20 protein-coding genes and 1 tRNA gene are annotated in these 19,889 nt (G+C 66.9%); 9 read left to right on the top strand and 12 right to left on the bottom strand.

Annotated elements, in window-relative coordinates:
- Positions 1-128 precede the first annotated feature (128 nt).
- From X946_RS00955 to X946_RS29735, 6 genes are all read right to left on the bottom strand, one after another.
- Positions 129-1,055, bottom strand: a complete 927-nt coding sequence (locus tag X946_RS00955; RefSeq protein ID WP_038743114.1) for a CysB family HTH-type transcriptional regulator — start codon at positions 1,053-1,055, stop codon at positions 129-131.
- Positions 1,056-1,125: 70 nt separating this feature from the next.
- Entirely contained in the window at positions 1,126-2,181 is a 1,056-nt protein-coding gene (locus tag X946_RS00960) for a sulfate/molybdate ABC transporter ATP-binding protein (RefSeq protein ID WP_038743115.1), read from the bottom strand.
- Positions 2,182-2,194: 13 nt separating this feature from the next.
- Positions 2,195-3,175: a sulfate ABC transporter permease subunit CysW gene (gene cysW / locus X946_RS00965; protein ID WP_038743116.1), complete on the bottom strand. Its 981-nt coding sequence runs from the start codon at positions 3,173-3,175 to the stop codon at positions 2,195-2,197.
- Positions 3,172-4,065, bottom strand: a complete 894-nt coding sequence (gene cysT, locus X946_RS00970; RefSeq protein ID WP_038743117.1) for a sulfate ABC transporter permease subunit CysT — start codon at positions 4,063-4,065, stop codon at positions 3,172-3,174. The genes cysW and cysT overlap by 4 nt, the downstream gene beginning before the upstream one ends.
- A 132-nt stretch (positions 4,066-4,197) precedes the next feature.
- Entirely contained in the window at positions 4,198-5,235 is a 1,038-nt protein-coding gene (locus tag X946_RS00975) for a sulfate ABC transporter substrate-binding protein (RefSeq protein ID WP_038743118.1), read from the bottom strand.
- Between the two features lie 92 nt (positions 5,236-5,327).
- On the bottom strand, positions 5,328-5,501 hold the full coding sequence (locus X946_RS29735; protein WP_081989251.1) for a sodium:proton symporter: 174 nt from the start codon (positions 5,499-5,501) through the stop codon (positions 5,328-5,330).
- A 3-nt stretch (positions 5,502-5,504) separates the two neighbouring features.
- Between X946_RS29735 and lexA the strand changes: the two genes are divergently transcribed.
- The 3 genes from lexA (at position 5,505) to X946_RS00990 (ending at position 7,316) form a co-directional block, all read left to right on the top strand.
- Positions 5,505-6,152, top strand: coding sequence for a transcriptional repressor LexA (gene lexA / locus X946_RS00980; RefSeq protein WP_038743119.1), 648 nt, complete (start codon positions 5,505-5,507; stop codon positions 6,150-6,152).
- 64 nt (positions 6,153-6,216) lie between these two features.
- A complete protein-coding gene (locus tag X946_RS00985) occupies positions 6,217-6,540 on the top strand; it encodes a hypothetical protein (protein ID WP_038743120.1) in 324 nt (107 codons plus the stop codon).
- 35 nt (positions 6,541-6,575) lie between these two features.
- Positions 6,576-7,316 (top strand): DUF2939 domain-containing protein, encoded by a 741-nt coding sequence (locus X946_RS00990; RefSeq protein WP_038743121.1) that lies wholly within the window; start codon positions 6,576-6,578, stop codon positions 7,314-7,316.
- Positions 7,317-7,617: 301 nt separating this feature from the next.
- Here the strand turns inward: X946_RS00990 and X946_RS00995 are convergent, their stop codons facing one another.
- On the bottom strand, positions 7,618-8,112 hold the full coding sequence (locus X946_RS00995) for a universal stress protein (RefSeq protein ID WP_038743122.1): 495 nt from the start codon (positions 8,110-8,112) through the stop codon (positions 7,618-7,620).
- Positions 8,113-8,343: 231 nt separating this feature from the next.
- Between X946_RS00995 and nodI the strand changes: the two genes are divergently transcribed.
- Both nodI and X946_RS01005 read left to right on the top strand, forming a co-directional pair.
- A complete protein-coding gene (gene nodI, locus X946_RS01000) occupies positions 8,344-9,258 on the top strand; it encodes a nodulation factor ABC transporter ATP-binding protein NodI (RefSeq protein WP_038743123.1) in 915 nt (304 codons plus the stop codon).
- Positions 9,259-9,263: 5 nt separating this feature from the next.
- Positions 9,264-10,100 (top strand): ABC transporter permease, encoded by an 837-nt coding sequence (locus tag X946_RS01005; protein ID WP_038743124.1) that lies wholly within the window; start codon positions 9,264-9,266, stop codon positions 10,098-10,100.
- A gap of 137 nt (positions 10,101-10,237) precedes the next feature.
- Here the strand turns inward: X946_RS01005 and X946_RS01010 are convergent, their stop codons facing one another.
- The 4 genes from X946_RS01010 to X946_RS01025 form a co-directional block, all read right to left on the bottom strand.
- Positions 10,238-10,660, bottom strand: a complete 423-nt coding sequence (locus tag X946_RS01010) for a hypothetical protein (RefSeq protein WP_038743126.1) — start codon at positions 10,658-10,660, stop codon at positions 10,238-10,240.
- A gap of 345 nt (positions 10,661-11,005) precedes the next feature.
- Positions 11,006-12,064 (bottom strand): permease, encoded by a 1,059-nt coding sequence (locus tag X946_RS01015; protein WP_038743329.1) that lies wholly within the window; start codon positions 12,062-12,064, stop codon positions 11,006-11,008.
- Positions 12,065-12,365: 301 nt separating this feature from the next.
- Positions 12,366-13,418, bottom strand: a complete 1,053-nt coding sequence (locus tag X946_RS01020; protein WP_038743128.1) for an NADP(H)-dependent aldo-keto reductase — start codon at positions 13,416-13,418, stop codon at positions 12,366-12,368.
- Positions 13,419-13,682: 264 nt separating this feature from the next.
- Complete coding sequence (locus X946_RS01025; protein ID WP_038743331.1) at positions 13,683-14,120, bottom strand: PaaI family thioesterase; 438 nt, start codon at positions 14,118-14,120, stop codon at positions 13,683-13,685.
- A 187-nt stretch (positions 14,121-14,307) separates the two neighbouring features.
- Between X946_RS01025 and X946_RS01030 the strand changes: the two genes are divergently transcribed.
- From X946_RS01030 to X946_RS01045, 4 genes are all read left to right on the top strand, one after another.
- Positions 14,308-14,784, top strand: a complete 477-nt coding sequence (locus X946_RS01030) for a winged helix-turn-helix transcriptional regulator (RefSeq protein WP_038743129.1) — start codon at positions 14,308-14,310, stop codon at positions 14,782-14,784.
- 746 nt (positions 14,785-15,530) lie between these two features.
- Positions 15,531-16,838 carry a dicarboxylate/amino acid:cation symporter gene (locus tag X946_RS01035; protein WP_038743131.1) on the top strand — a complete coding sequence of 436 codons (1,308 nt, stop codon included), beginning with the start codon at positions 15,531-15,533 and terminating at the stop codon, positions 16,836-16,838.
- 622 nt (positions 16,839-17,460) lie between these two features.
- Positions 17,461-18,480 carry a tRNA dihydrouridine(20/20a) synthase DusA gene (gene dusA, locus X946_RS01040; RefSeq protein ID WP_038743133.1) on the top strand — a complete coding sequence of 340 codons (1,020 nt, stop codon included), beginning with the start codon at positions 17,461-17,463 and terminating at the stop codon, positions 18,478-18,480.
- A 69-nt stretch (positions 18,481-18,549) separates the two neighbouring features.
- Positions 18,550-18,625: transfer RNA gene (locus X946_RS01045), tRNA-His, on the top strand.
- Between the two features lie 272 nt (positions 18,626-18,897).
- On the opposite strand, the gene X946_RS01050 is transcribed toward X946_RS01045, so the two are convergent.
- Positions 18,898-19,788 (bottom strand): OB-fold protein, encoded by an 891-nt coding sequence (locus tag X946_RS01050; RefSeq protein ID WP_081989254.1) that lies wholly within the window; start codon positions 19,786-19,788, stop codon positions 18,898-18,900.
- Between the last annotated feature and the right edge of the window lie 101 nt (positions 19,789-19,889).

Raw genomic sequence — 19,889 nt, forward strand, 5'->3', positions numbered from 1 at the left:
TCGGCCTGGCGACCGCGCGCCGGCGCGCGGCGGCTTCGCACGACGGCCGGGCCGGGTCGTGCGGAACCGCGCCGCGCCGCTCCGTCACCGCAGCCGCGCGCGAGCCGTCGCGCGCACCCGACGCACGCTCAGGCCGCTTCGCGCAATTGCCCGGCGATCTCGCCTTCGGACAGATGCGGCGCGAACATCTCGATCAGCCGGTACGCATAGGCGCGCAGGAACGCGCCGCGGCGCAGGCCGACGCGCGTCGTGCTCGCCTCGAACAAGTGCTGCGTGTCGAGCGCGACGAGCCCGGTGTCGCGCTGCGCGTCGTACGCCATCGCGGCGACGACGCCGATCCCCATCCCGAGCTCGACGTAGGTCTTGATCACGTCGGCGTCGATGGCCGTGAGCACGACGTCCGGCACCGCGCCCGCGTTCGCGAACGCCTGGTCGATATGCGAGCGGCCGGTGAAGTCCTGGTCGTACGTGATGATCGGGTATTCGGCGATGTCGTCGAGCGTCACGTTCTCGCGGCCGACGAGCGGATGCCCCTTCGGCACGACGACGACGTGATGCCACGAATAGCACGGGAACGTGACGATGTCCGGATAGCGGTCGAGCGCCTCGGTCGAGATGCCGAGATCCGCCTCGCCGTTCAGGATCATCTGCGCGATCTGCTGCGGGCTGCCCTGGCGCAGCGCGAGATGCACCTTCGGATAGACCTCGGTGAACTGGCGGATCACCTTCGGCAGCGCGTAGCGCGCCTGCGTGTGCGTCGTCGCGACGACGAGGTGGCCGCTGTCCTGGTCCGCGAACTGGCGCGCGACTCGGCGCAGGTTCTCCGCGTCGAGCAGCATCCGCTCGATCAGTTGATGAACGGCCTTGCCGGGCTCCGTGAGGCCCGTCAGGCGCTTGCCGCGACGAATGAAGATGTCGACGCCGAGCTCGTCCTCCAGATCCTTGATCTGTTTCGACACGCCCGACTGCGACGTGTAGAGCACATTCGCGACTTCCGTCAGGTTCATGTTCTGACGCACCGCTTCGCGCACGAAGCGCAATTGTTGAAAGTTCATGGGTAGCCTCTCAGGCGTTGTCTTTGTTGGTCTGTGAAATCCACATGCGCGAGTCGCCCGCCGCGCGCCGTCAGCGCGCCGGGAACACGCGCACCGCGCGCGGCACGGCGGTAAGCGCGTCGCCGACGTCGAGCGACAGCGCGCGCCACGCGTTGCGATCGAGCTCGGCCTCGAGCACGCCGCCCGCGCGCGCGGCGAGCTCGATGCGCACCGAGCCGCCGAGCGGCACGACGCGCCGCACGTCGGCCGCGATGCCGTTCGCGCGCGCATCGGGCGCGACGAGCTCGAGGTCGTGCGGCCGCACGTACGCGCGCGCGGGGCCCGCGAAATCGGCGTCGACGGCGATCGCATCCGCCGCGCCGTGCGCGACGAAGCCCTTGCCGCTCACGGTGCCGTCGAGCCGGTTCGCCGCGCCGAGGAACTCGTAGACGAACGCGCTTTGCGGATGATCGTAGACGTCCTGCGGGCTGCCGACCTGCTCGACGCGGCCGTGATCGAGCACGACGATCCGGTCGGCCACTTCGAGCGCCTCTTCCTGATCATGCGTGACGAAGATCGTCGAGATGTGCAAATCGTCGTGCAGCCGGCGCAGCCAGCCGCGCAGCTCCTTGCGCACCTTCGCGTCGAGCGCGCCGAACGGCTCGTCGAGCAGCAGCACCTTCGGCTCGACGGCGAGCGCGCGCGCGAGCGCGATCCGCTGCCGCTGGCCGCCCGAGAGCTCGGACGGATAGCGCTGCGCGAGCCAGTCGAGCTGCACGAGCGACAACAATTCATGCACCTTGGCGCGGATCGCGGCTTCGCCCGGCCGCTCGCGCCGCGGCTTCACGCGCAGCCCGAACGCGACGTTCTCGAACACCGTCATGTGCCTGAAGAGCGCGTAATGCTGGAACACGAAGCCGACCTGCCGCTCGCGCGCGCCGACCGACGCGACGTCGAGCCCCTGCAGCACGACCTGCCCCGCATCCGCGTGCTCGAGGCCCGCGATCACGCGCAACAGCGTCGTCTTGCCGCAGCCGGACGGCCCGAGGAGCGCGACAAGCTCGCCCGCCGGAAAATCGAGCGTGACGTCGTCGAGCGCGGTGAAATCGCCGAAGCGCTTGTGCAGATTACGAACGGTGATGCCCATCTGGTTTGCCTCTTTACGAAATCGACGAAGTGACGGCGGCGCTCGGGTGCGCGGCGGGCGCGCCGTCGCGCCCCTGCGCGAGGTCGGCGGACAGCCGCCGCTCGGCGAACAGCTTGAGCGCGAGCGTGACGAGCGCGAGCAGCGCGAGCACCGACGCCACCGCGAACGCGGCTGCGAAGTTGTACTCGTTGTAGAGAATCTCGACGTGCAGCGGCATCGTGTCGGTCTGGCCGCGGATGTGGCCGGAGACGACCGACACCGCGCCGAACTCGCCCATCGCGCGCGCGTTGCAGAGGATCACGCCGTACAGCAGGCCCCACTTCACGTTCGGCAGCGTCACGCGCCGGAAGATCTGCCAGCCGGATGCGCCGAGCACGCGCGCCGCTTCCTCCTCGTCGCTGCCTTGCGCCTGCATGAGCGGAATCAGCTCGCGCGCGACGAACGGGAACGTGACGAAGATCGTCGCGAGCACGATGCCCGGCACGGCAAAGATGATCTGCACATCGTGCGCCTGCAGCCACGGCCCGAGCCAGCCCTGCGCGCCGAACAGCAGCACGTAGACGAGGCCCGAGATCACGGGCGACACCGAGAACGGCAGGTCGATGAGCGTCGTGAGGAGCGCGCGGCCCTTGAACTCGAACTTCGCGATCGCCCACGACGCACACACGCCGAACACGAGATTGAGCGGCACCGCGATCGCGGCCACGGTCAGCGTGAGCTTGATCGCCGACCACGCATCCGGGTCGGCGAGCGATTCGACGTAGAAATCGAAGCCCTTGCGCAGCGCCTCGACGAACACCGCCGCGAGCGGCACGACGAGAAAGAGCGCGAGGAACGCGAGCGCCGCGCCCGTGAGCAGCCAGCGCACCGCGCGCGGCTCGCTGACGGGATCGAGGCGGCGTGCGCGCACGCCCGCGTCGGCGGCGCGGCGCGGCCCGCGGCTCGCATCGGCGGGCGCCGCGACTGCGCGGGACTGAGCGGCGTCTTGGCTCATTGCGCGCCTCCGAGTGCCGTCACCGCCTGCGCGGCGGGCGCCGGGCCGCTTGCGCCGCGGCTCGTGCGGCGCTGCAAGTACCACTGCAGCGTGTTGATGAAAAGCAGCATCACGAACGACACGACGAGCATCACGACCGCGAGCGCCGTCGCGCCCGCGTAGTCGTACTGCTCGAGCTTCGTGATGATCAGCAGCGACGTGATTTCCGACTTCATCGGCACGTTGCCGGCGATGAAGATCACCGAGCCGTATTCGCCGAGCGCGCGCGCGAACGCGAGCGCGAAGCCCGTCAGCAGCGCGGGCGTGACGGCGGGCAGCACGACGCGGCGGAACGTGAGCCAGCGCGACGCGCCGAGGCACGCGGCCGCCTCTTCCTGCTCGCGCTCGAAATCCTCGAGCACCGGCTGCACGGTGCGCACGACGAACGGCAGGCCGATGAACGTCAGCGCGACGAGCACGCCGAACGGCGTGAACGCGATCTTGATGCCGAGCGGCGCGAGATAGCTGCCGATCCAGCCGTTCTGCGCGTAGACGGCCGCGAGCGAGATGCCCGCGACCGACGTCGGCAGCGCGAACGGCAGGTCGACGATCGCGTCGACGAGCCGCTTGAACGGGAACGAGTAGCGCACGAGCACCCACGCGACGAGAAAGCCGAACACCGCGTTGACGAGCGCGCCGCCGAGCGCGGCCGAGAACGTGAGCCGATAGGACGCGACGACGCGCGGCGACGTCGTCGCGGCGACGAACTGATCCCACGTGAGCGTGGCCGTCTTCAGAAAGGTGGCGGCGAGCGGGATCAGCACCACGAGGCTCAGGTAGGCCAGCGTGATGCCGAGCGTCACGCCGAATCCGGGCAGCGCGCTCGGCTTGCGGAAGGTGAACGTCGTCATGCGGAATGCTCTTCCAGGGTGATGCACATGGGTTCAACGGCTCGACGGACGCGCGTTGCACGCGCGTCCGTCGGCCCGGTATCGTTGTGTTGCGGCGGGCGCGCGCTCGTCACGGCGCGCGCCCGCCTTCGCTCATTGCGGCTTGTAGATCGAATCGAACACGCCGCCGTCGGCGAAATGCGTCTTTTGCGCATTGGTCCAGCCGCCGAACGTATCGTCGACCGTGTACAGCTTCAGCTTGGGGAACTGCTTCGTGAGCGCCGCCGGCACATCCTTCGAGCGCGGCCGGTAGTAATTGCGCGCGGCGATCTCCTGCCCTTCCTTGCTGTACAGGAAGTTCAGGTAAGCCTCGGCGAGCTTGCGCGTGCCCTTCTTGTCGACGACCTTGTCGACCACCGCGACGGGCGGCTCCGCCAGAATGCTCGCCGACGGCACGACGATCTCGAACTTGTCGGCGCCGAACTCCTTGATCGACAGGAACGCCTCGTTCTCCCATGCGATCAGCACGTCGCCGATGCCGCGCTGCACGAAGCTCGTCGTCGCGCCGCGCGCGCCCGAATCGAGTACGCCCGCGTTCTTGTAGAGCTTCGTGATGAAGTCCTTCGCCGTCTGCGCGTTGCCGCCCGGCTTGTGCTGCGCGTACGCCCACGCGGCGAGATAGTTCCAGCGCGCGCCGCCCGACGTCTTCGGGTTCGGCGTGACGATCGACACGCCCGGCTTCACGAGATCGTCCCAGTCCTTGATGCCCTTCGGATTGCCCTTCCTCACGAGGAACACGATCGTCGACGTGTACGGCGACGCGTTGTCCGGCAGGCGCTTCTGCCAGTCCCTGTCGACGATGCCCTTGTTCGCGAGCGCGTCGATGTCGTACGCAAGCGCGAGCGTCACGACGTCCGCCTGCAGCCCGTCGAGCACCGAGCGCGCCTGCGCGCCCGAGCCGCCGTGCGACTGCTTGAAGTTCACTGTCTCGCCCGTCTTCGCCTTCCACGCCTTGCCGAACGCCTGATTGACGTCCTGGTAGAGCTCGCGCGTCGGATCGTAGGAGACGTTCAGGAACGTCGTGTCCGCGAGCGCCGGCGTGAGCACGCCAAGCGCCGCCGCCGCGCCGAGCGCGAGTGATGCGATGAGACGGCGCGCGCCGCCCGCCAGCCCCGTATTGCGCTTGACCATCCGTTGTTCTCCAAATGTGTGGGTCATGGATTGCGATGTCGGGCCAGTCTAACGAACAGGTTTCATCATTAAAAATAATCGTTCCTCATTTTTTAATACTCAAAAGTGGTAACGACCGCCCGATCGACGGCTATCGCGACCGAAGCGCCGCTGCGACGCAGCCGGATCGCGGCGGAACCGCCGCGATAGCGCCGAACTTCAAGTAACGCTTGAATTTCCTCGGACACTGTATAAAAATACAGCTCACTGTCTATCCATACAGTCATGCCATGATCAAACTCACCGCCCGTCAGCAGCAAGTGTTCGACTTGATCCGTCGCGCGATCGAGCGCTCGGGGTTTCCGCCCACGCGCGCGGAAATCGCCGCCGAGCTGGGCTTCAGCTCGCCGAACGCGGCCGAGGAGCACTTGCGGGCGCTCGCGCGCAAGGGCGTGATCGAACTGGCGGCGGGCGCGTCGCGCGGCATCCGCCTGCTCGGCCTCGAAGACGCGCCGCACCAGCTGACGCTGCCGCACGCGGCGCTGATGCAACTGTCGCTTCCGCTCGTGGGCCGCGTCGCGGCGGGTAGCCCGATCCTCGCGCAGGAGCACATTTCGCAACGCTACGCGTGCGATCCCGCGCTCTTCTCGAGCAAGCCGGACTACCTGCTGAAGGTGCGCGGCCTGTCGATGCGCGACGCCGGCATCCTCGACGGCGATCTGCTCGCCGTGCAGAAGCGAACCGAGGCGAAGGACGGGCAGATCATCGTCGCGCGACTCGGCGACGACGTCACGGTCAAGCGCCTGAAGCGCCGGCCGGGCGGCGTCGAGCTGATCGCCGAGAATCCCGATTACGAGAACATCTTCGTGAAGGCCGGCAGCGCGGAATTCGCGCTGGAAGGCGTCGCCGTCGGGCTGATCCGCCCGGGTGAGTTCTAAGCGCCTTTCGGCCAGCCGCGGCCCCGCCCGTCTATCCGCCATTCGACTGGATCAGGAGAACCCTATGGAACGCCTCGCCCGCCTGCTGCCCTTCCGCCAATTCGGCCGCCTGCGCCATCTGCGCGGACGCACGACATGTGCGCCGCTCGCCGCCGCCGCGCAGCCGCCCGGCGATGCCGACACGCAGCTGCCGTTGTCCGCTTTGCCGGCATTCGCGCGCGTGTCGCTGAACGGTTCGCTCCATCACGCGGAGCCCGCGCGACGCGCGCCGGTGCGCGTCTATCACGGGCCGTCGCGATTCATCATGGTGGGGACGGTCGACGCGATCTGCCGAATGATCGACCGGTGCATTGCCGAGGAACGTTCGTTGACTCAGCAAGGTCTCTGATCTTCCGGGTCCGTCCGTTTCGCCGTGGAGGCCGCTTGAATCCTGCCGTGCGCCCGCAAAAGCGTTTTCTGAAGCCGGTGTCGATCGTCATCGCGGTCGTCGTCGCTGCCGCCGTGGTCGTGTATGCGTATGCGTCGCCGTATCTCGCGCTCAGGCAAATCAAGCAGGCGATCGACTCGCGCAACGCACAGGCGATCAGCGCGCACGTCGATTTCCCCGCGCTGCGGATCAGCCTGAAGCAGCAGCTCACCGACGAATTGATGCGGCGCATCGACGCGCAAAAGCGCGACAATCCGCTCGCGATCATTGGCGCGTTGATCGGCTCGGCGCTCGTCGGCCCGCTCGTCGACGCCTATGCAACGCCCGACGGCGTCGCCGCGCTGTTGAGCGGCTTGCCACCGCGCGCGCAGCCGGGACAGCGGCCGCCCGAATTGAATCAACCGGGTGATCGAACGGCAAGCCTGCCCGCGTCGTCGGCACCCGGCGCGGTTGCCCCGGCAAGCAGCGCCGGCAACTCCGCCATCGCTTCGAGCGGCCCGACGCCCGCGGCAAGCAGCGCCGCAGCGCAAGCTGGGCCGTCGTCTGCGGCAAGCGTGCCCGCCGCCGCAGGTGCGCATCCTGACGCATCGCCGCAGACGAGCGCGCACTACCGGAGCTTCGACGAATTCGTCGTCACGTATCGTCGCGACGACGGTAGCACGCGCTATGCGGCGATATTTCGCCGCAGCGGGGTCTTCGGGTGGAAATTGTCAGCGCTCGATTTGCACGACGATTGAATATGAATCCGCGCGTCGACCGCCCGCTTCACCAAGCAAGTAGGCCAAGACACATGCCGCGTACATCGCGTATACGCGTAAACCATGTACAGTTCGCCGACCATCCGGTGGGAGCGCCTTGCAGCGGGGAGCCGGAAGTCCGCTCACCTGAATGCCGCGTGCGCTCCCAGACGCACTGGAACCGGTTCTGTCCTTCTACACGCTCAACCGATGCCGGACACCGGCAACGGCCGAAGCAGCGAACACCAGCCTCGGCCGCGCGCGGCCGATTGGCATGTCACCGCCCCGACGCCGGAATGCGTCAGTGCCCGGTCGTCGCCGCGGCCGCTTCCCTCGCGCTTTCCGCCTTCTGCTCGGCGGGCGACGAACACGCGACCAAAATGCTGCACGACACGCGATCGAGCAGTTGCGTGCTGCCGGAGCCCATCCACCACCGCGACAAGCCGCTGCGGCAGCGATGGCCGACCACGACGAGATCGACGTTCAGCTTCGTCGCGAGATTCGCGATTTCGTCGATCGGGTAGCCGAATGCGAAATGCCCCTGTGCCTGCACGCCGCGCTCGGTCAGCCAGTCGACGCCTTCTTGCAGGATCTCCCGTGCGGTTTCTTCGAAGCGGCTGCACGCGACGTCGGTCAGCAGGCCGGCGCTTTGCGCAATGCTCGAACGCATGTCGACGACCGACAGCAAGTGCGTCTCGGCCTTCAGCTCGAGCGCCAGATCGGCACCGCATCGCAGGGCCTTGCGGCCCTCGAGCGTACCGTCGTAGCACAACAATATTTTTTTATAACTAGCCATTTTGGTCTCCCTAGTGCGCGACCAGCGCGTGAATTCATCATGCTGCACCGCAATTCCAGATGCAAGCGCTGGAAAACGCTGATTCGCGTTGCACCGCGAACGCGCGATGATGCAATGCAGGAGCCAGCGCCGCGTGCGCCGGGATGAGGCAAGCGCGCTGAAGCAATGCGATCGATGCACTAGAATGGCCCGTTCGTGTCGCACGACTCCAAAATAGATATTCACTTGCCCATGTCCGTCGCACCAATCGATTTTCAGGAAGTCGAGAAACGCTACGACGACAAGCTCGTCGTCAACGGCTTGTCGTTTCATGTGCAGCCCGGCGAATGCTTCGGCCTGCTCGGCCCGAACGGGGCCGGCAAGACCACCACGCTCAAGATGCTGCTCGGCATCACGCATCCGGACGCAGGCTCGATCCGCCTGTGCGGCGAGCCCGTGCCGTCCCGCGCGCGGCATGCACGGCGTCGCGTCGGCGTGGTGCCGCAATTCGACAACCTCGATCCCGATTTCACCGTTCGCGAGAATCTGCTCGTATTCGCCCGCTATTTCGGTCTCACCGCGCACGAGTCCCGCGCGCTCGTGCCGTCGCTGCTCGAATTCGCGAAGCTCGAAAACAAGGCGAACGCGAAGGTGGGCGAGCTGTCGGGCGGAATGAAGCGCCGGCTCACGCTCGCGCGCGCGCTCGTCAACAACCCGGACGTGCTCGTGCTCGACGAGCCGACGACGGGCCTCGATCCGCAAGCCCGACATCTGATGTGGGAGCGGCTGCGCTCGCTCCTCGCGCGCGGCAAGACGATTCTGCTCACCACGCACTTCATGGAAGAGGCCGAGCGTCTGTGCCACCGCCTGTGCGTGATCGAGGAAGGCCGCAAGATCGCGGAAGGCGCGCCGCGCACGCTGATCGAAACGGAAATCGGCTGCGACGTGATCGAGATCTACGGCGCCGATCCCGCACGGCTTCGCGACGAGCTCGCGCCGTTCGCCGAGCGCGCCGAGATCAGCGGAGAAACGCTCTTTTGCTACGTCAACGATCCGGAGCCGATCCACGCGCGCCTGAAGGGCCGCACGGGCCTGCGCTATCTGCACCGCCCCGCGAATCTCGAAGACGTATTCCTGCGGCTGACCGGCCGCGAGATGCAGGATTGAGACAAATGGACACTCGCCACTACTCGCCGTCGCCGGCCGTCGCCCCCCGCGAGCGCGCATCCGCATTCGCGCTCGCGCTGCCCGCGAACGCCACCAACTGGATCGCCGTCTGGCGGCGCAACTATCTCGTCTGGCAGAAGCTCGCGATCGCGTCGATGTTCGGCAACCTCGCCGATCCGATGATCTATCTGTTCGGTCTCGGCTTCGGGCTCGGGCTGATGGTCGGGCACGTCGAGGGCGTGTCGTACATCGCGTTTCTCGCGGCCGGAACGGTCGGCTCGAGCGTGATGATTTCGGCGAGCTTCGAGTCGATGTACTCGGGCTTTTCGCGGATGCACGTGCAGCGCACCTGGGAGGCGATCATGCACACGCCGCTGTCGCTCGGCGACATCGTGCTCGGCGAGATCGTTTGGGCGGCGAGCAAGGCGATGCTGTCGGGCGCGGCGATCATGCTCGTCGCGGGCATTCTCGGCTATGCGAAGTTTCCGTCGATGCTGGCCGCGCTACCGGTGATCGCGCTCGCCGGCCTCGCGTTCGCGAGCCTCGCGATGATCGTCACCGCGCTCGCGCCGTCGTACGACTTCTTCATGTTCTACCAGACGCTCGTGCTGACGCCGATGCTGCTGTTGTCCGGCGTGTTCTTCCCGCTCGCGCAGTTGCCCGAATTCGCGCGGCACGTCGCGCATGCGCTGCCGCTCGCGAACGCGGTCGACCTGATCCGTCCGGCGATGCTCGGCCGCCCGGCGACCGACATCGCGCTCCATGTCGCGATACTCGTCGCGTACGCGGTGGGCGGATTCTTCGTCTGCGCGCGCCTGTTCAGGCGGCGAATGATGCGCTGACGGGGCCGGGCCGCCCGGCCGGCTCGCAGCGGCGGCGCGCATGCCCGACCGAGCGCCGGGCATGCGGCCTTTCGGAGCGCGCGGCGCTCACGCGCCGCATCGCCCGGTTGCCGGCCGCGCGGGCTCGAGCGCAACGCTCACTCTTCGTCGTCGCCCCAGGGCATCTCGACATCGGTCAGGAACGCGACGGTCGCGAGCGGCCCGCCTTCCTGGCGGCCGAGCTTGCCGTCCGCGCGGTGCCATTCGACGCGAAACATGGTGGTCGGGTCGTCGGCGAGCAGATACACGGTGCGCAGTTCTTCCGGATCGGCGTCCTCGACCGGGCCGTCGAACGAAACGAGCATCTTTTGCGGCCACACGCCGTTGAGCGGATCGTAGACGCGCTCGCCCTGCGGAATGTCGATGCTCGCCTCGACGCCGATCGTCGCCGACGCCTCGACGATCATCTTGCCCAGCGCGTTCAGCACGGCGGTCGCGCGCGCGGAGTTGGCCTGGCGAATCGCGAGATCGCCGCGCGTGAGCGCCTGTTCGAGGCGGGGATGTACCTTGTGTTTCGTCATGCGTTTTCCTGATTGCTTCTGCTTCTGAAAATGACGGCCGGCCTCGATTCCGAGACCGGCCCGATTGCTTATGTGCGCGACACGAGGGCGATCGGCGCGCGTGCGGTGCCCTGCCCGCCGCATCCGCAACGGCGTGCGCCGCGCGGCACATGTCGACTGCGGCTCGCCGGCGCGTGATCGGCGATCGCCCGCGGCCCGCCTCCCGAAGCCGATCCAGCATTTCGCCCGGCTTACCCGCAGACGCGCCCGCGACGGAGGACGCGCCGCCTGAGCGCCCGCCGAGCCTGAGCGCCCGCCGAGCGAACAGCCCGACCGCCGCCGCGACAGTCGCCGTCCGCGTCGCGCTCAGAATCCGAGCGCGACCGCCGCCAGCCCGCCGACCACCCCGAACGCAACGACGAGCGCCGCCACGAGCGTGAGCGTCGTCGGCTTGAACGAGCGCGCGAGCATCGCGAGCGACGGCACGCTGACGGGCGGCAGCGTCATCAGCAGCGCCCCCGCCGGACCGACGCCCATGCCGAGCGACAACATCGCCTGAATGATCGGCACCTCGCCCGCGGTCGGAATCACGAACAGCATGCCCGCCACCGCGAACGCGACGATCCAGCCGATCCCGTTGCCGATGTCCGGCCCGATGTGCGGGAACAACCATGCGCGCGCCGCGCCGAGCAGCAGGACGAGCAGCAGATATTCGGGAACGAGGCGCACGGTCATCCGCGCGAAGATCTTCATCCAGCGCACGAACGCGTTGCCGGCCGCTGCCTGCTCCGCGACGAGCTTCGCGCGCAGCGTATCGTCGATATCCTGCGTCTTCGCGCCCGCGAGACGGTTGATCAGATAGCCGACGCCGAACACCATCGCGACGCCGAGCACGAGCCGCAGCGCGCTCCAGTGCCAGCCGAGCACGAAACCCATGAACACGAGCGCGGCCGGATTGAGCACCGTGTTGCCGAGCCAGAACGCGACCGCGCCGCCCGGCGACGCGTCGCGCTCGCGCAGGCCCGCGACGACGGGCGCCGCACAGCACGTGCACATCATGCCCGGCAGCGCGAGCAGGCCGCCCGCCGCGACGCTGCCGAAGCCCGTCCCGCCGAGCGCGCGCGCGACCCAGTGCGCGGGCAGCAGCGCCTGCACCGCCGAGCCGAGCAGCAGGCCGAGCACCATCGCCTGCCAGATCGCCTTGCCGTACGCCCACGCGTAGTCGAGCGCCGCCTGCAGCGACGGCTCGGGCGCGTGCGCCGCGGTTCCCATCAGGATCGACTGGCCGATCGAATGATGCTCGGCCGCGACGAACGCCTTGTGATAGTAAGGAAACCACTTGACGTAAAAGAGGCCCGCGACCGCCAGCACGACGAACGTCGCGAGGCCGAGCGCCGGGTGCGGGGTGTAACGGGAACTGTTCATGCTGGTCGCCGTGAATGCGTGTGGTTGTGCGTCGTTGCGCATCGTTGCGAAATGCCGGAAACGGACGAACGCCGCATCGCGCCACGGCGCGGCGGACGGCGGCTCATCGGCGCCTCGATTTCGAATGCGGAATTTCATGTCCGGGTCGGGCGAGCCGGACAGCCGACGGAAAGCGGCGATTATCGCACGTGCCGCGCGATTCTCCGATTGGGGCATTCGCTGCTGCGGCGTGCGTCGCCCGGCAGCACGAGGCCGGGCGGCGGCACGCGACGCGCGCCTGCGGGCCGCCGCCCGAAGGCCGTCACGGCGCGGGGTTCGGCTGCTGCTCGTGGAGCGCGTCGATTTCGGCGAGGATGTCGGGCGAGAGCTTCACGTCTGCGCTCGCGATGTTTTCGCGCAATTGCTCGAGCGATGTCGCGCCGATCAGATTGCTCGTCACGAACGGCCGGCTGTTGACGAACGCGAGCGCGAACTGCGCGGGCGACAGCCCGTGCCGCTTGGCGAGCGCGACGTAACGCGACGTCGCCTGCACCGCGTGCGGCTTGCTGTAGCGCTGAAAGCGCTCGAACAGCGTGATGCGCGCGCCGGCGGGACGCGCGCCCTCTTCATATTTGCCCGACAGCCAGCCGAACGCGAGCGGCGAATACGCGAGCAGCCCGATGCGCTCGCGATGGCTGAATTCCGACAAGCCGTTCTCGAACGTGCGGTTCAGCAGGCTGTACGGATTCTGGATGCTGACGATGCGCGGCAGGCCGAGCTTCTCGGCCGCGCGCAGGAACCGCGCGACGCCCCACGGCGTTTCGTTCGACACGCCGACATGGCGCACCTTCCCCGCCTTCACGAAGTCGCCGAGGACGGCCAGCGTCTCCTCGATCGGCACCGTGTACGAATCGTCGATCCACGGATACGCGGGGCGGCCGAACGTCGTCGTGCTGCGGTCCGGCCAGTGCAGCTGGTACAGGTCGACATAGTCGGTGCGCAGGCGCTTGAGGCTGCCGTCGAGCGCCTCGGTCAGGTTCTTGCGGTCGAACTGGTTGCCCGCGCCGCGAATGTGCGTCGGGTTGTGCGGCTGGCGCGCGGGGCCGGCGATCTTCGTCGCGATCGTCAGCTTGTCGCGCAGCGTCGGCCGCTTCGCGAGCCACGTGCCGAGATGCGCCTCGGTGCGCCCCTGCGTCTGCGCCATCGGCGGCACCGGATACATCTCGGCGGTGTCGATCAGCGTGACGCCCTGGTCGATCGCATAGTCGAGCTGCGCGTGCGCGTCGCTTTCGGTGTTCTGCTCGCCCCAGGTCATCGTGCCGAGACCGATCAAGCTGACTTTGACGTCCGAATTGCCGAGTGTGCGGTATTCCATGCTGAGGTTCCTGTCGCTTCGCGTGCAAAAATTCGAAGCTAACACATCGGCGCGATTGCTTCAGGACGCGCGCGGCGAAGCGACGCCGAGGCTGCGCTTACGGCGTCGACGCGTCGGCGACGCGCATGCGCTCGGCCCTCCCGCGCGGCCGCCCGGCAACCGACGCTCGGCCGACACCGACACCGACACCGGCACAACACCGGCACTAGCGCCGGCACCTCACGCAACGCATCGCGCGCCGCGAGCCGCGCGCCGGCGCACCGCTCACGCCGGCCGCTGAATGAAGCACGTCGCCGACGCATGCGCGACCACCTTGTCGTCCGGCGTCTTCAGCGTCCCTTCGGCGACGCCGAGACTCTTGGACAGATGGATCACGCGCCCTTCGGCGATGAGATCGACGTCGCGCGGCACCGGGCGCAGCATTTTCACGTGCAGATCGACGGTGCCGTAACCGACGCCCGGATCGAGCATCGTATGCACCGCGCACCCCGTGACCGAATCGAGCACCGTCGCGGCGAAGCCGCCGTGCACGCCGCCGAGCGGGTTCAGATGTCGGCCGTCGGCGCGCGCGGTCATTTTCACGTAGCCGAGCTCGATGCTCTCGGGCCGCATCGGGATCGTCTCGGCGATCGACGCGGCGGGCAAATCGCCCGCCGCTGCGGCGCGCAACAGTTCGAGACCGGACATGGAAAGCGGATTCATCGACACACTCCTCGCTGGGATGCGGAACGCGGCGCGCGTATCGCGCACCATAAAGTTCCGAAAAAGAACTTATGATGGCGCCCATTATTCGCAGACGCTCAACCGCTGTCAACACACGAAGGCGCCGCCGGTTCGAGCGTGCGTTCTATAATCGAACGCACTTTCCCTGCCTATACGGAATCGGATCATGAAATGGGACGACGTCGGCTCGATGCCGTGTTCGGTCGCGCGCACGCTTGCCGTGCTCGGCGACCGCTGGACGATGCTGATCCTGCGCAACGCGTTTCTCGGCCATCGCCGCTTCGAGGCGTTCCAGACGCAGCTGGGACTCACGCGCCACGTGCTCGCCGAGCGGCTCGCACGGCTCGTCGACGAAGGCATCTTCGCGAAGTGCGCATATCAGGACAGGCCGCCGCGCTTCGAATATCGGCTGTCGCAGAAAGGCCTCGATCTCTATCCGGTGCTGCTCGCGCTCACCGCGTGGGGAGACCGCTGGAAGGACGACGGCAACGGCCCCCCCGTCGTGCTGCGGCACCGCAAATGCGGGCACGTGATGCAGCCGGTGATGGTGTGCTCCGAATGCGGCGAGCCGATCGATCCGCGGGAAGTCGAGCCGCTGCCGGGGCCGGGCTGGATCGCGCGGCAAACGGACGAAGTCGAGTGACGGCGGGCGGCGGACGGACGCCGCTGCGTCGACGATGATGTCGCCTGTCGCTTGCCGCTTGCGTGAGCGAAAGCGAGCGCGTGCGATGCGCTCGACACGCATGCGCACGCTTCGCGACGCGGAACGTGCGCGAAGCGCGCCTGCCCGGGACCGCGCAAACTGGAACAGCAGATAGGCGGCGATCGACCAGACGACGCGCGCGATGTGCGTCAATTGCAGGCCTTCCTGCCGTATCCAGTAGCCGCACCACAGCCCGCCGAGCGAACCGGTTCGTCACGGAGCGCGCACGCACACGCCGGCCACGATTTCAGGCACGCCCTGCGCACCGAAACGACGGGACGCGACACGCATAGAAACGTCGTCGCGCACACGCGAACGAGCATTTGCCACCGATGCCGCTTCGTCCAAGCCGCGTTTCGGCCCAACCGCGACCGCCAACCGCCCAAACAAGCCCGCTGCATCGCCGCCGCCGCGCCGCACCGCGCGCCCGTCGAAGCAGCCGCGCCGCCCGCGCGACAAGCGAAACCCCGAGCAAACTCTTTCGCTTTTGAAAGCAATCCGGGCGATTGAGGTAACATATCGCCTCTTGCGCCCAGCGACCGCTTCCTGCCGAGCGCGTCCCGCAAGAATTGCCTGGTGCGTGCCGTACCGGAAGGCGCGCGAACAGCTCAGATTCCAAGTCCACTGATTGCACGCCGGCGGCGGCGCCGTCATTTGCAACATCCGCCGTGCAATTTGGATTCCTCATGAAGAATAGACGCAACATCACCTCGTACATCGTGATTGCGATGATCCTCGGCATCGCCGTCGGCTATGGCTGCCATAGCGCGTTTCCGGACCCGCTGATCGCGAAGGAAATCGCCGGTTACGTCTCGCTGCTGTCCGACGTGTTCCTGCGTCTCATCAAGATGATCATCGCACCGCTCGTGTTCGCGACGCTGACGGTCGGCATCGCGCACATGGGCGACACGGGAGCGGTCGGCCGGGTCGGCGTGAAGGCGCTGGGCTGGTTCGTCATCGCGTCGTTCACGTCGCTGCTGCTCGGCCTCATGGCCGCGACGATCCTGCAGCCCGGCAGCCATCTGAGCCTGCCGCTGCCCGCCACCGATGCCGCCGTCAACCTGAAAACGAACTCGTTCACGCTGAAGGATTTCGTGATCCACCTGGTGCCGAAATCGATCGCCGAGGCGATGGCGAACAACGAGATCCTGCAGATCGTCGTGTTCTCGATCTTCTTCGGCACCGCGCTGTCCGCGCTCGGCGACACCGGCAAGCGCCTGACCGGCGTGATCGAGGATCTCGCGCAGGTCATGCTGAAGGTCACGGGCGCGGTGATGTGGTTTGCGCCCGTCGCGGTGTTCGCAGCGCTCGCGTCGACGATCACGACGGAAGGACTCGGCATCCTGCTCACGTTCGCGAAGTTCATGGGCAGCTTCTACATCGCGCTCGCGCTGTTGTGGGGCGTGCTCACGCTCGCGGGCATCGTGTTCCTCGGCAAGCGCACGTTCACGCTGATCCGCCTGATCCGCGAGCCGTTCCTGCTGTCGTTCGCGACCGCGAGCTCGGAAGCCGCGTATCCGAAACTGCTCGACGCGCTCGACCGCTTCGGCGTGAACCGCAAGATCTCGAGCTTCGTGCTGCCGATCGGCTATTCGTTCAACCTCGACGGCTCGATGATGTACTGCACGTTCGCGGTGCTGTTCATCGCGCAGGTGTACGGCGTCCATTTGCCGCTCGGCACGCAGATCACGATGCTGCTTCTGCTGATGCTGACGTCGAAGGGCATGGCGGGCGTGCCGCGCGCGTCGCTCGTCGTGATCGCGGCGACGCTCAACCAGTTCCACCTGCCCGAAGCGGGGCTGCTGCTGATCATGGGCGTCGACATGTTCCTCGACATGGGCCGCTCCGCGACCAACGCGGTCGGCAATTCGATCGCGGCCGCCGTGGTCGCGAAGTGGGAAGGCCAGCTCGGCGACCCGCGCGACGACGCCGACTCCGGCTCGGATGGCGGCATGGCGTCGAGCGAGCCGCCGCGAATCACGGAGCGCGTATAGCGGTGGCCGCTTGCGCGGGCCGGCCCGGCGTCGCCAGGCCGGCCGTCCGTGCAATGCGACGCTCCCGGGCGGCGGCCCGGCGAGCCAATGCGGCGGCACCGCCGCAAGCTCGCCAGGTTCGCGCCGATCACCGTTGGCCGCCCTGAAAACGCGCGTCACGGCTTCAGATCCACGGGATCGCGATCGGCGCAGGCGCAGGAACCGTTGCCCCCGCCCACGTAGCCGAATGCGGCAAACGCAGCATCGGCACACTTCCGCATCTCATTCGGCGACGACGCATAGCGGCCCTTTGCCGTCTCGTCGCGCCGACGTCCAATGCGGACAGCCGCCCTTGGTCGCAGCGCGCCGGCTTGCCGCGGCATCGCGGGCGAGCAGCGCGTCCGCCGAGCCACGCATCGCAGCGTCTTGCGAATTGCTCCGGAAACGAAAAGCCAGACGTGCGCGAGGAACGAGTGAAGACTCGTCTCGCCGCAAGCGGCGTTCATATGCGCACCCACATGCGCGCTCCGCCGGCACATTAGCCGCGGATGGAGGACGCGCCACACGGCACGCCAGCTCGTCGGCCGCATTGAAGTAAAATACCGGGTTGTTCACGCGCCGCCGCGCCATTTCCGTCCCGCCTATGTCCGCCTCGCCTGCCCTCAGCCCACGCCGGGTGTCCGTCGCCCCGATGATGGACTGGACCGATCGCCATTGCCGTTCGTTTCACCGAACGATCTCGCGCCACACGTGGCTCTACACGGAAATGGTGACGACGGGCGCGCTGATCCACGGCGACGTCGCGCGCCATCTCGCATTCACGCCCGACGAAGCGCCCGTCGCGCTGCAACTGGGCGGCAGCGAGCCCGCCGACCTCGCGCATTCCGCGAAGCTCGGCGAACGCTGGGGCTACGACGAAATCAACCTGAATTGCGGCTGCCCGTCCGAGCGCGTGCAGCGCGGCGCATTCGGCGCGTGCCTGATGAACGAGCCGCAACTCGTCGCGGATTGCGTGAAGGCGATGCGCGATGCAGTGTCGATCCCCGTGACGGTCAAGCACCGGATCGGCGTCGACGCAATCGACGACTATGCGTTCGTGCGCGACTTCGTCGGCACGGTTGCCGCGGCCGGCTGCGGCGTATTCGTCGTGCACGCGCGCAACGCGATCCTGAAGGGCTTGTCGCCGAAGGAAAACCGCGAGATTCCGCCGCTCAAGTACGACTATGCGTATCGACTGAAGCGCGACTTTCCTCAGCTCGAGATCGTCATCAACGGCGGCATCACGACGCTCGACGAAGTCGAGCGGCATCTGCAGCACGTCGACGGCGTGATGCTCGGCCGCGAGGCTTATCACAATCCGTACGTGCTCGCCGATGTCGACGCACGCTTCTATGGCGCGACAGCGCCGGCGCCGACGCGCGAAGCAATCGAGGCGAAGCTCGTCGAATACTGCGCGGCCGAGCTCGCGCGCGGCACGTATCTCGGCGCGATCGTCCGGCATGCGCTCGGCCTGTATCGCGGCGTCGCGGGCGCGCGCGGCTGGCGCCGCGTGCTGTCGGACAACAAGCGCCTCGCACGCGGCGATCTGTCGATCTTCGACGAAGCGCGCGCGCACCTTGCAAGCCCGGAAGAATTTTTTGAAAAAAGGGCTTTGCAAAGTTAAACAGCGTTTGTATAATCTCGCTTCTTCGTTGATGCCGCCGCTGCGGCGAATTAGCGGAGAAAAATAGTGGTGGCTGTAGCTCAGTTGGTAGAGTCCAGGATTGTGATTCCTGTCGTCGTGGGTTCGAGTCCCATCAGCCACCCCAGTAAAATCAAGCGCTTAGCCCGGTTCATCGAACTGGGCTTTTTGCTTTCTGGAGTCCGTGTAACCACTGTGTAACCGGATTTCGTCAATCGCAGCTCGCCGCGACACCGCGACGGGGCTCCGGAGAGGTCGGCGAGGTCACGGCATCTGCATGACTCTTCTCTAACGTCGGAGAGGTCAAGTAGGCTATGCAGATGTGGCGATGCATCCGCACGCCGAAGCACCTGAGCATTTCCGGGCCAGGTCGCTTCATTCGCCCGGAGTTGCGGAGCGTCAATTGCGGATGTATTCCTGCAGATTCAGCCCTCGAAGCTCTTTTGCTCGCACGTCCAATCTCGCAAGCAACTTCGGGTCAGTCGCGAATGGCTTCAAGACAGCGGCGCACGCGCTCCCGCCTGGCTCCTTGAAGCACGGCGAGTCGGCCGGCAACTCCATGCCAACCGCATAGAAGCTCACGACGTCCTCGGCAAATGGTTTCGCGAAAGCTTCCTTGCCATGCAGGAAAGCACTCACATGCTTCGCCTGAGCCTCCGAGTCGCTGAGCAGGTAGTCGCCGATGGACACGCAGTCATCGGCTATGACGACTGGCACAGTCATTCCCGCTCCACGACAGACCAAGAATGCCTCATCGCCTTTCGACCGCATCGCTGCTTTCTGGACTTGGTCCGAACGGAGCTGCGCCTTCACAAGCCCATCCGAGGCGAGCAGGCCGAGATAAGGCACTCCCGCCGCATCGCGATTAATGCCGGTAACAACGCCGGTCAGTGCGAACGTCTTGCCCTTGAAGCGGTTGTCCGCGGCGATTTCATTCGCCGAGTACGCGGCCGCATACTCCGATGCTGTAACTGAATCGTCCAGATGCAAAAAGGCCAGCGCGTCATTCCGATAAGGGTTCGGCCGGACACTTGGGTTCGCAGCATTGCGCAAGTCGTTCAAGAGGGCCCAGTGCGCAAGACGAGCAGCGTTCACGTTGAGGTCCCCGTATGGTCGTGGTGCCGACGAACTCGACGCGGAGGGCCTGCTCGCGGCGACGGCAGCATTCGGCTCCGATGCTTTATCGCAGCCGAAGAGCACAAGGGCTGAAACCACTACTGCGGATAGCAGGAAGCGGCGATGTGAGCCGCGAGGCACGACGCGTTTCAGCAAGTCGATTTTCGCCGCCATGGCAATCCTTGACGTGGATTCGGTAGCACGAACGATAGCGCCACGACCAGAAAAAGAAAACCGCCCGAGGGCGGTATGTGGTATCGACTGTTCACCGGGCT

Origin of the sequence: Burkholderia sp. ABCPW 111, assembly GCF_000773065.1 — a bacterium.
Lineage (GTDB): Bacteria > Pseudomonadota > Gammaproteobacteria > Burkholderiales > Burkholderiaceae > Burkholderia > Burkholderia savannae.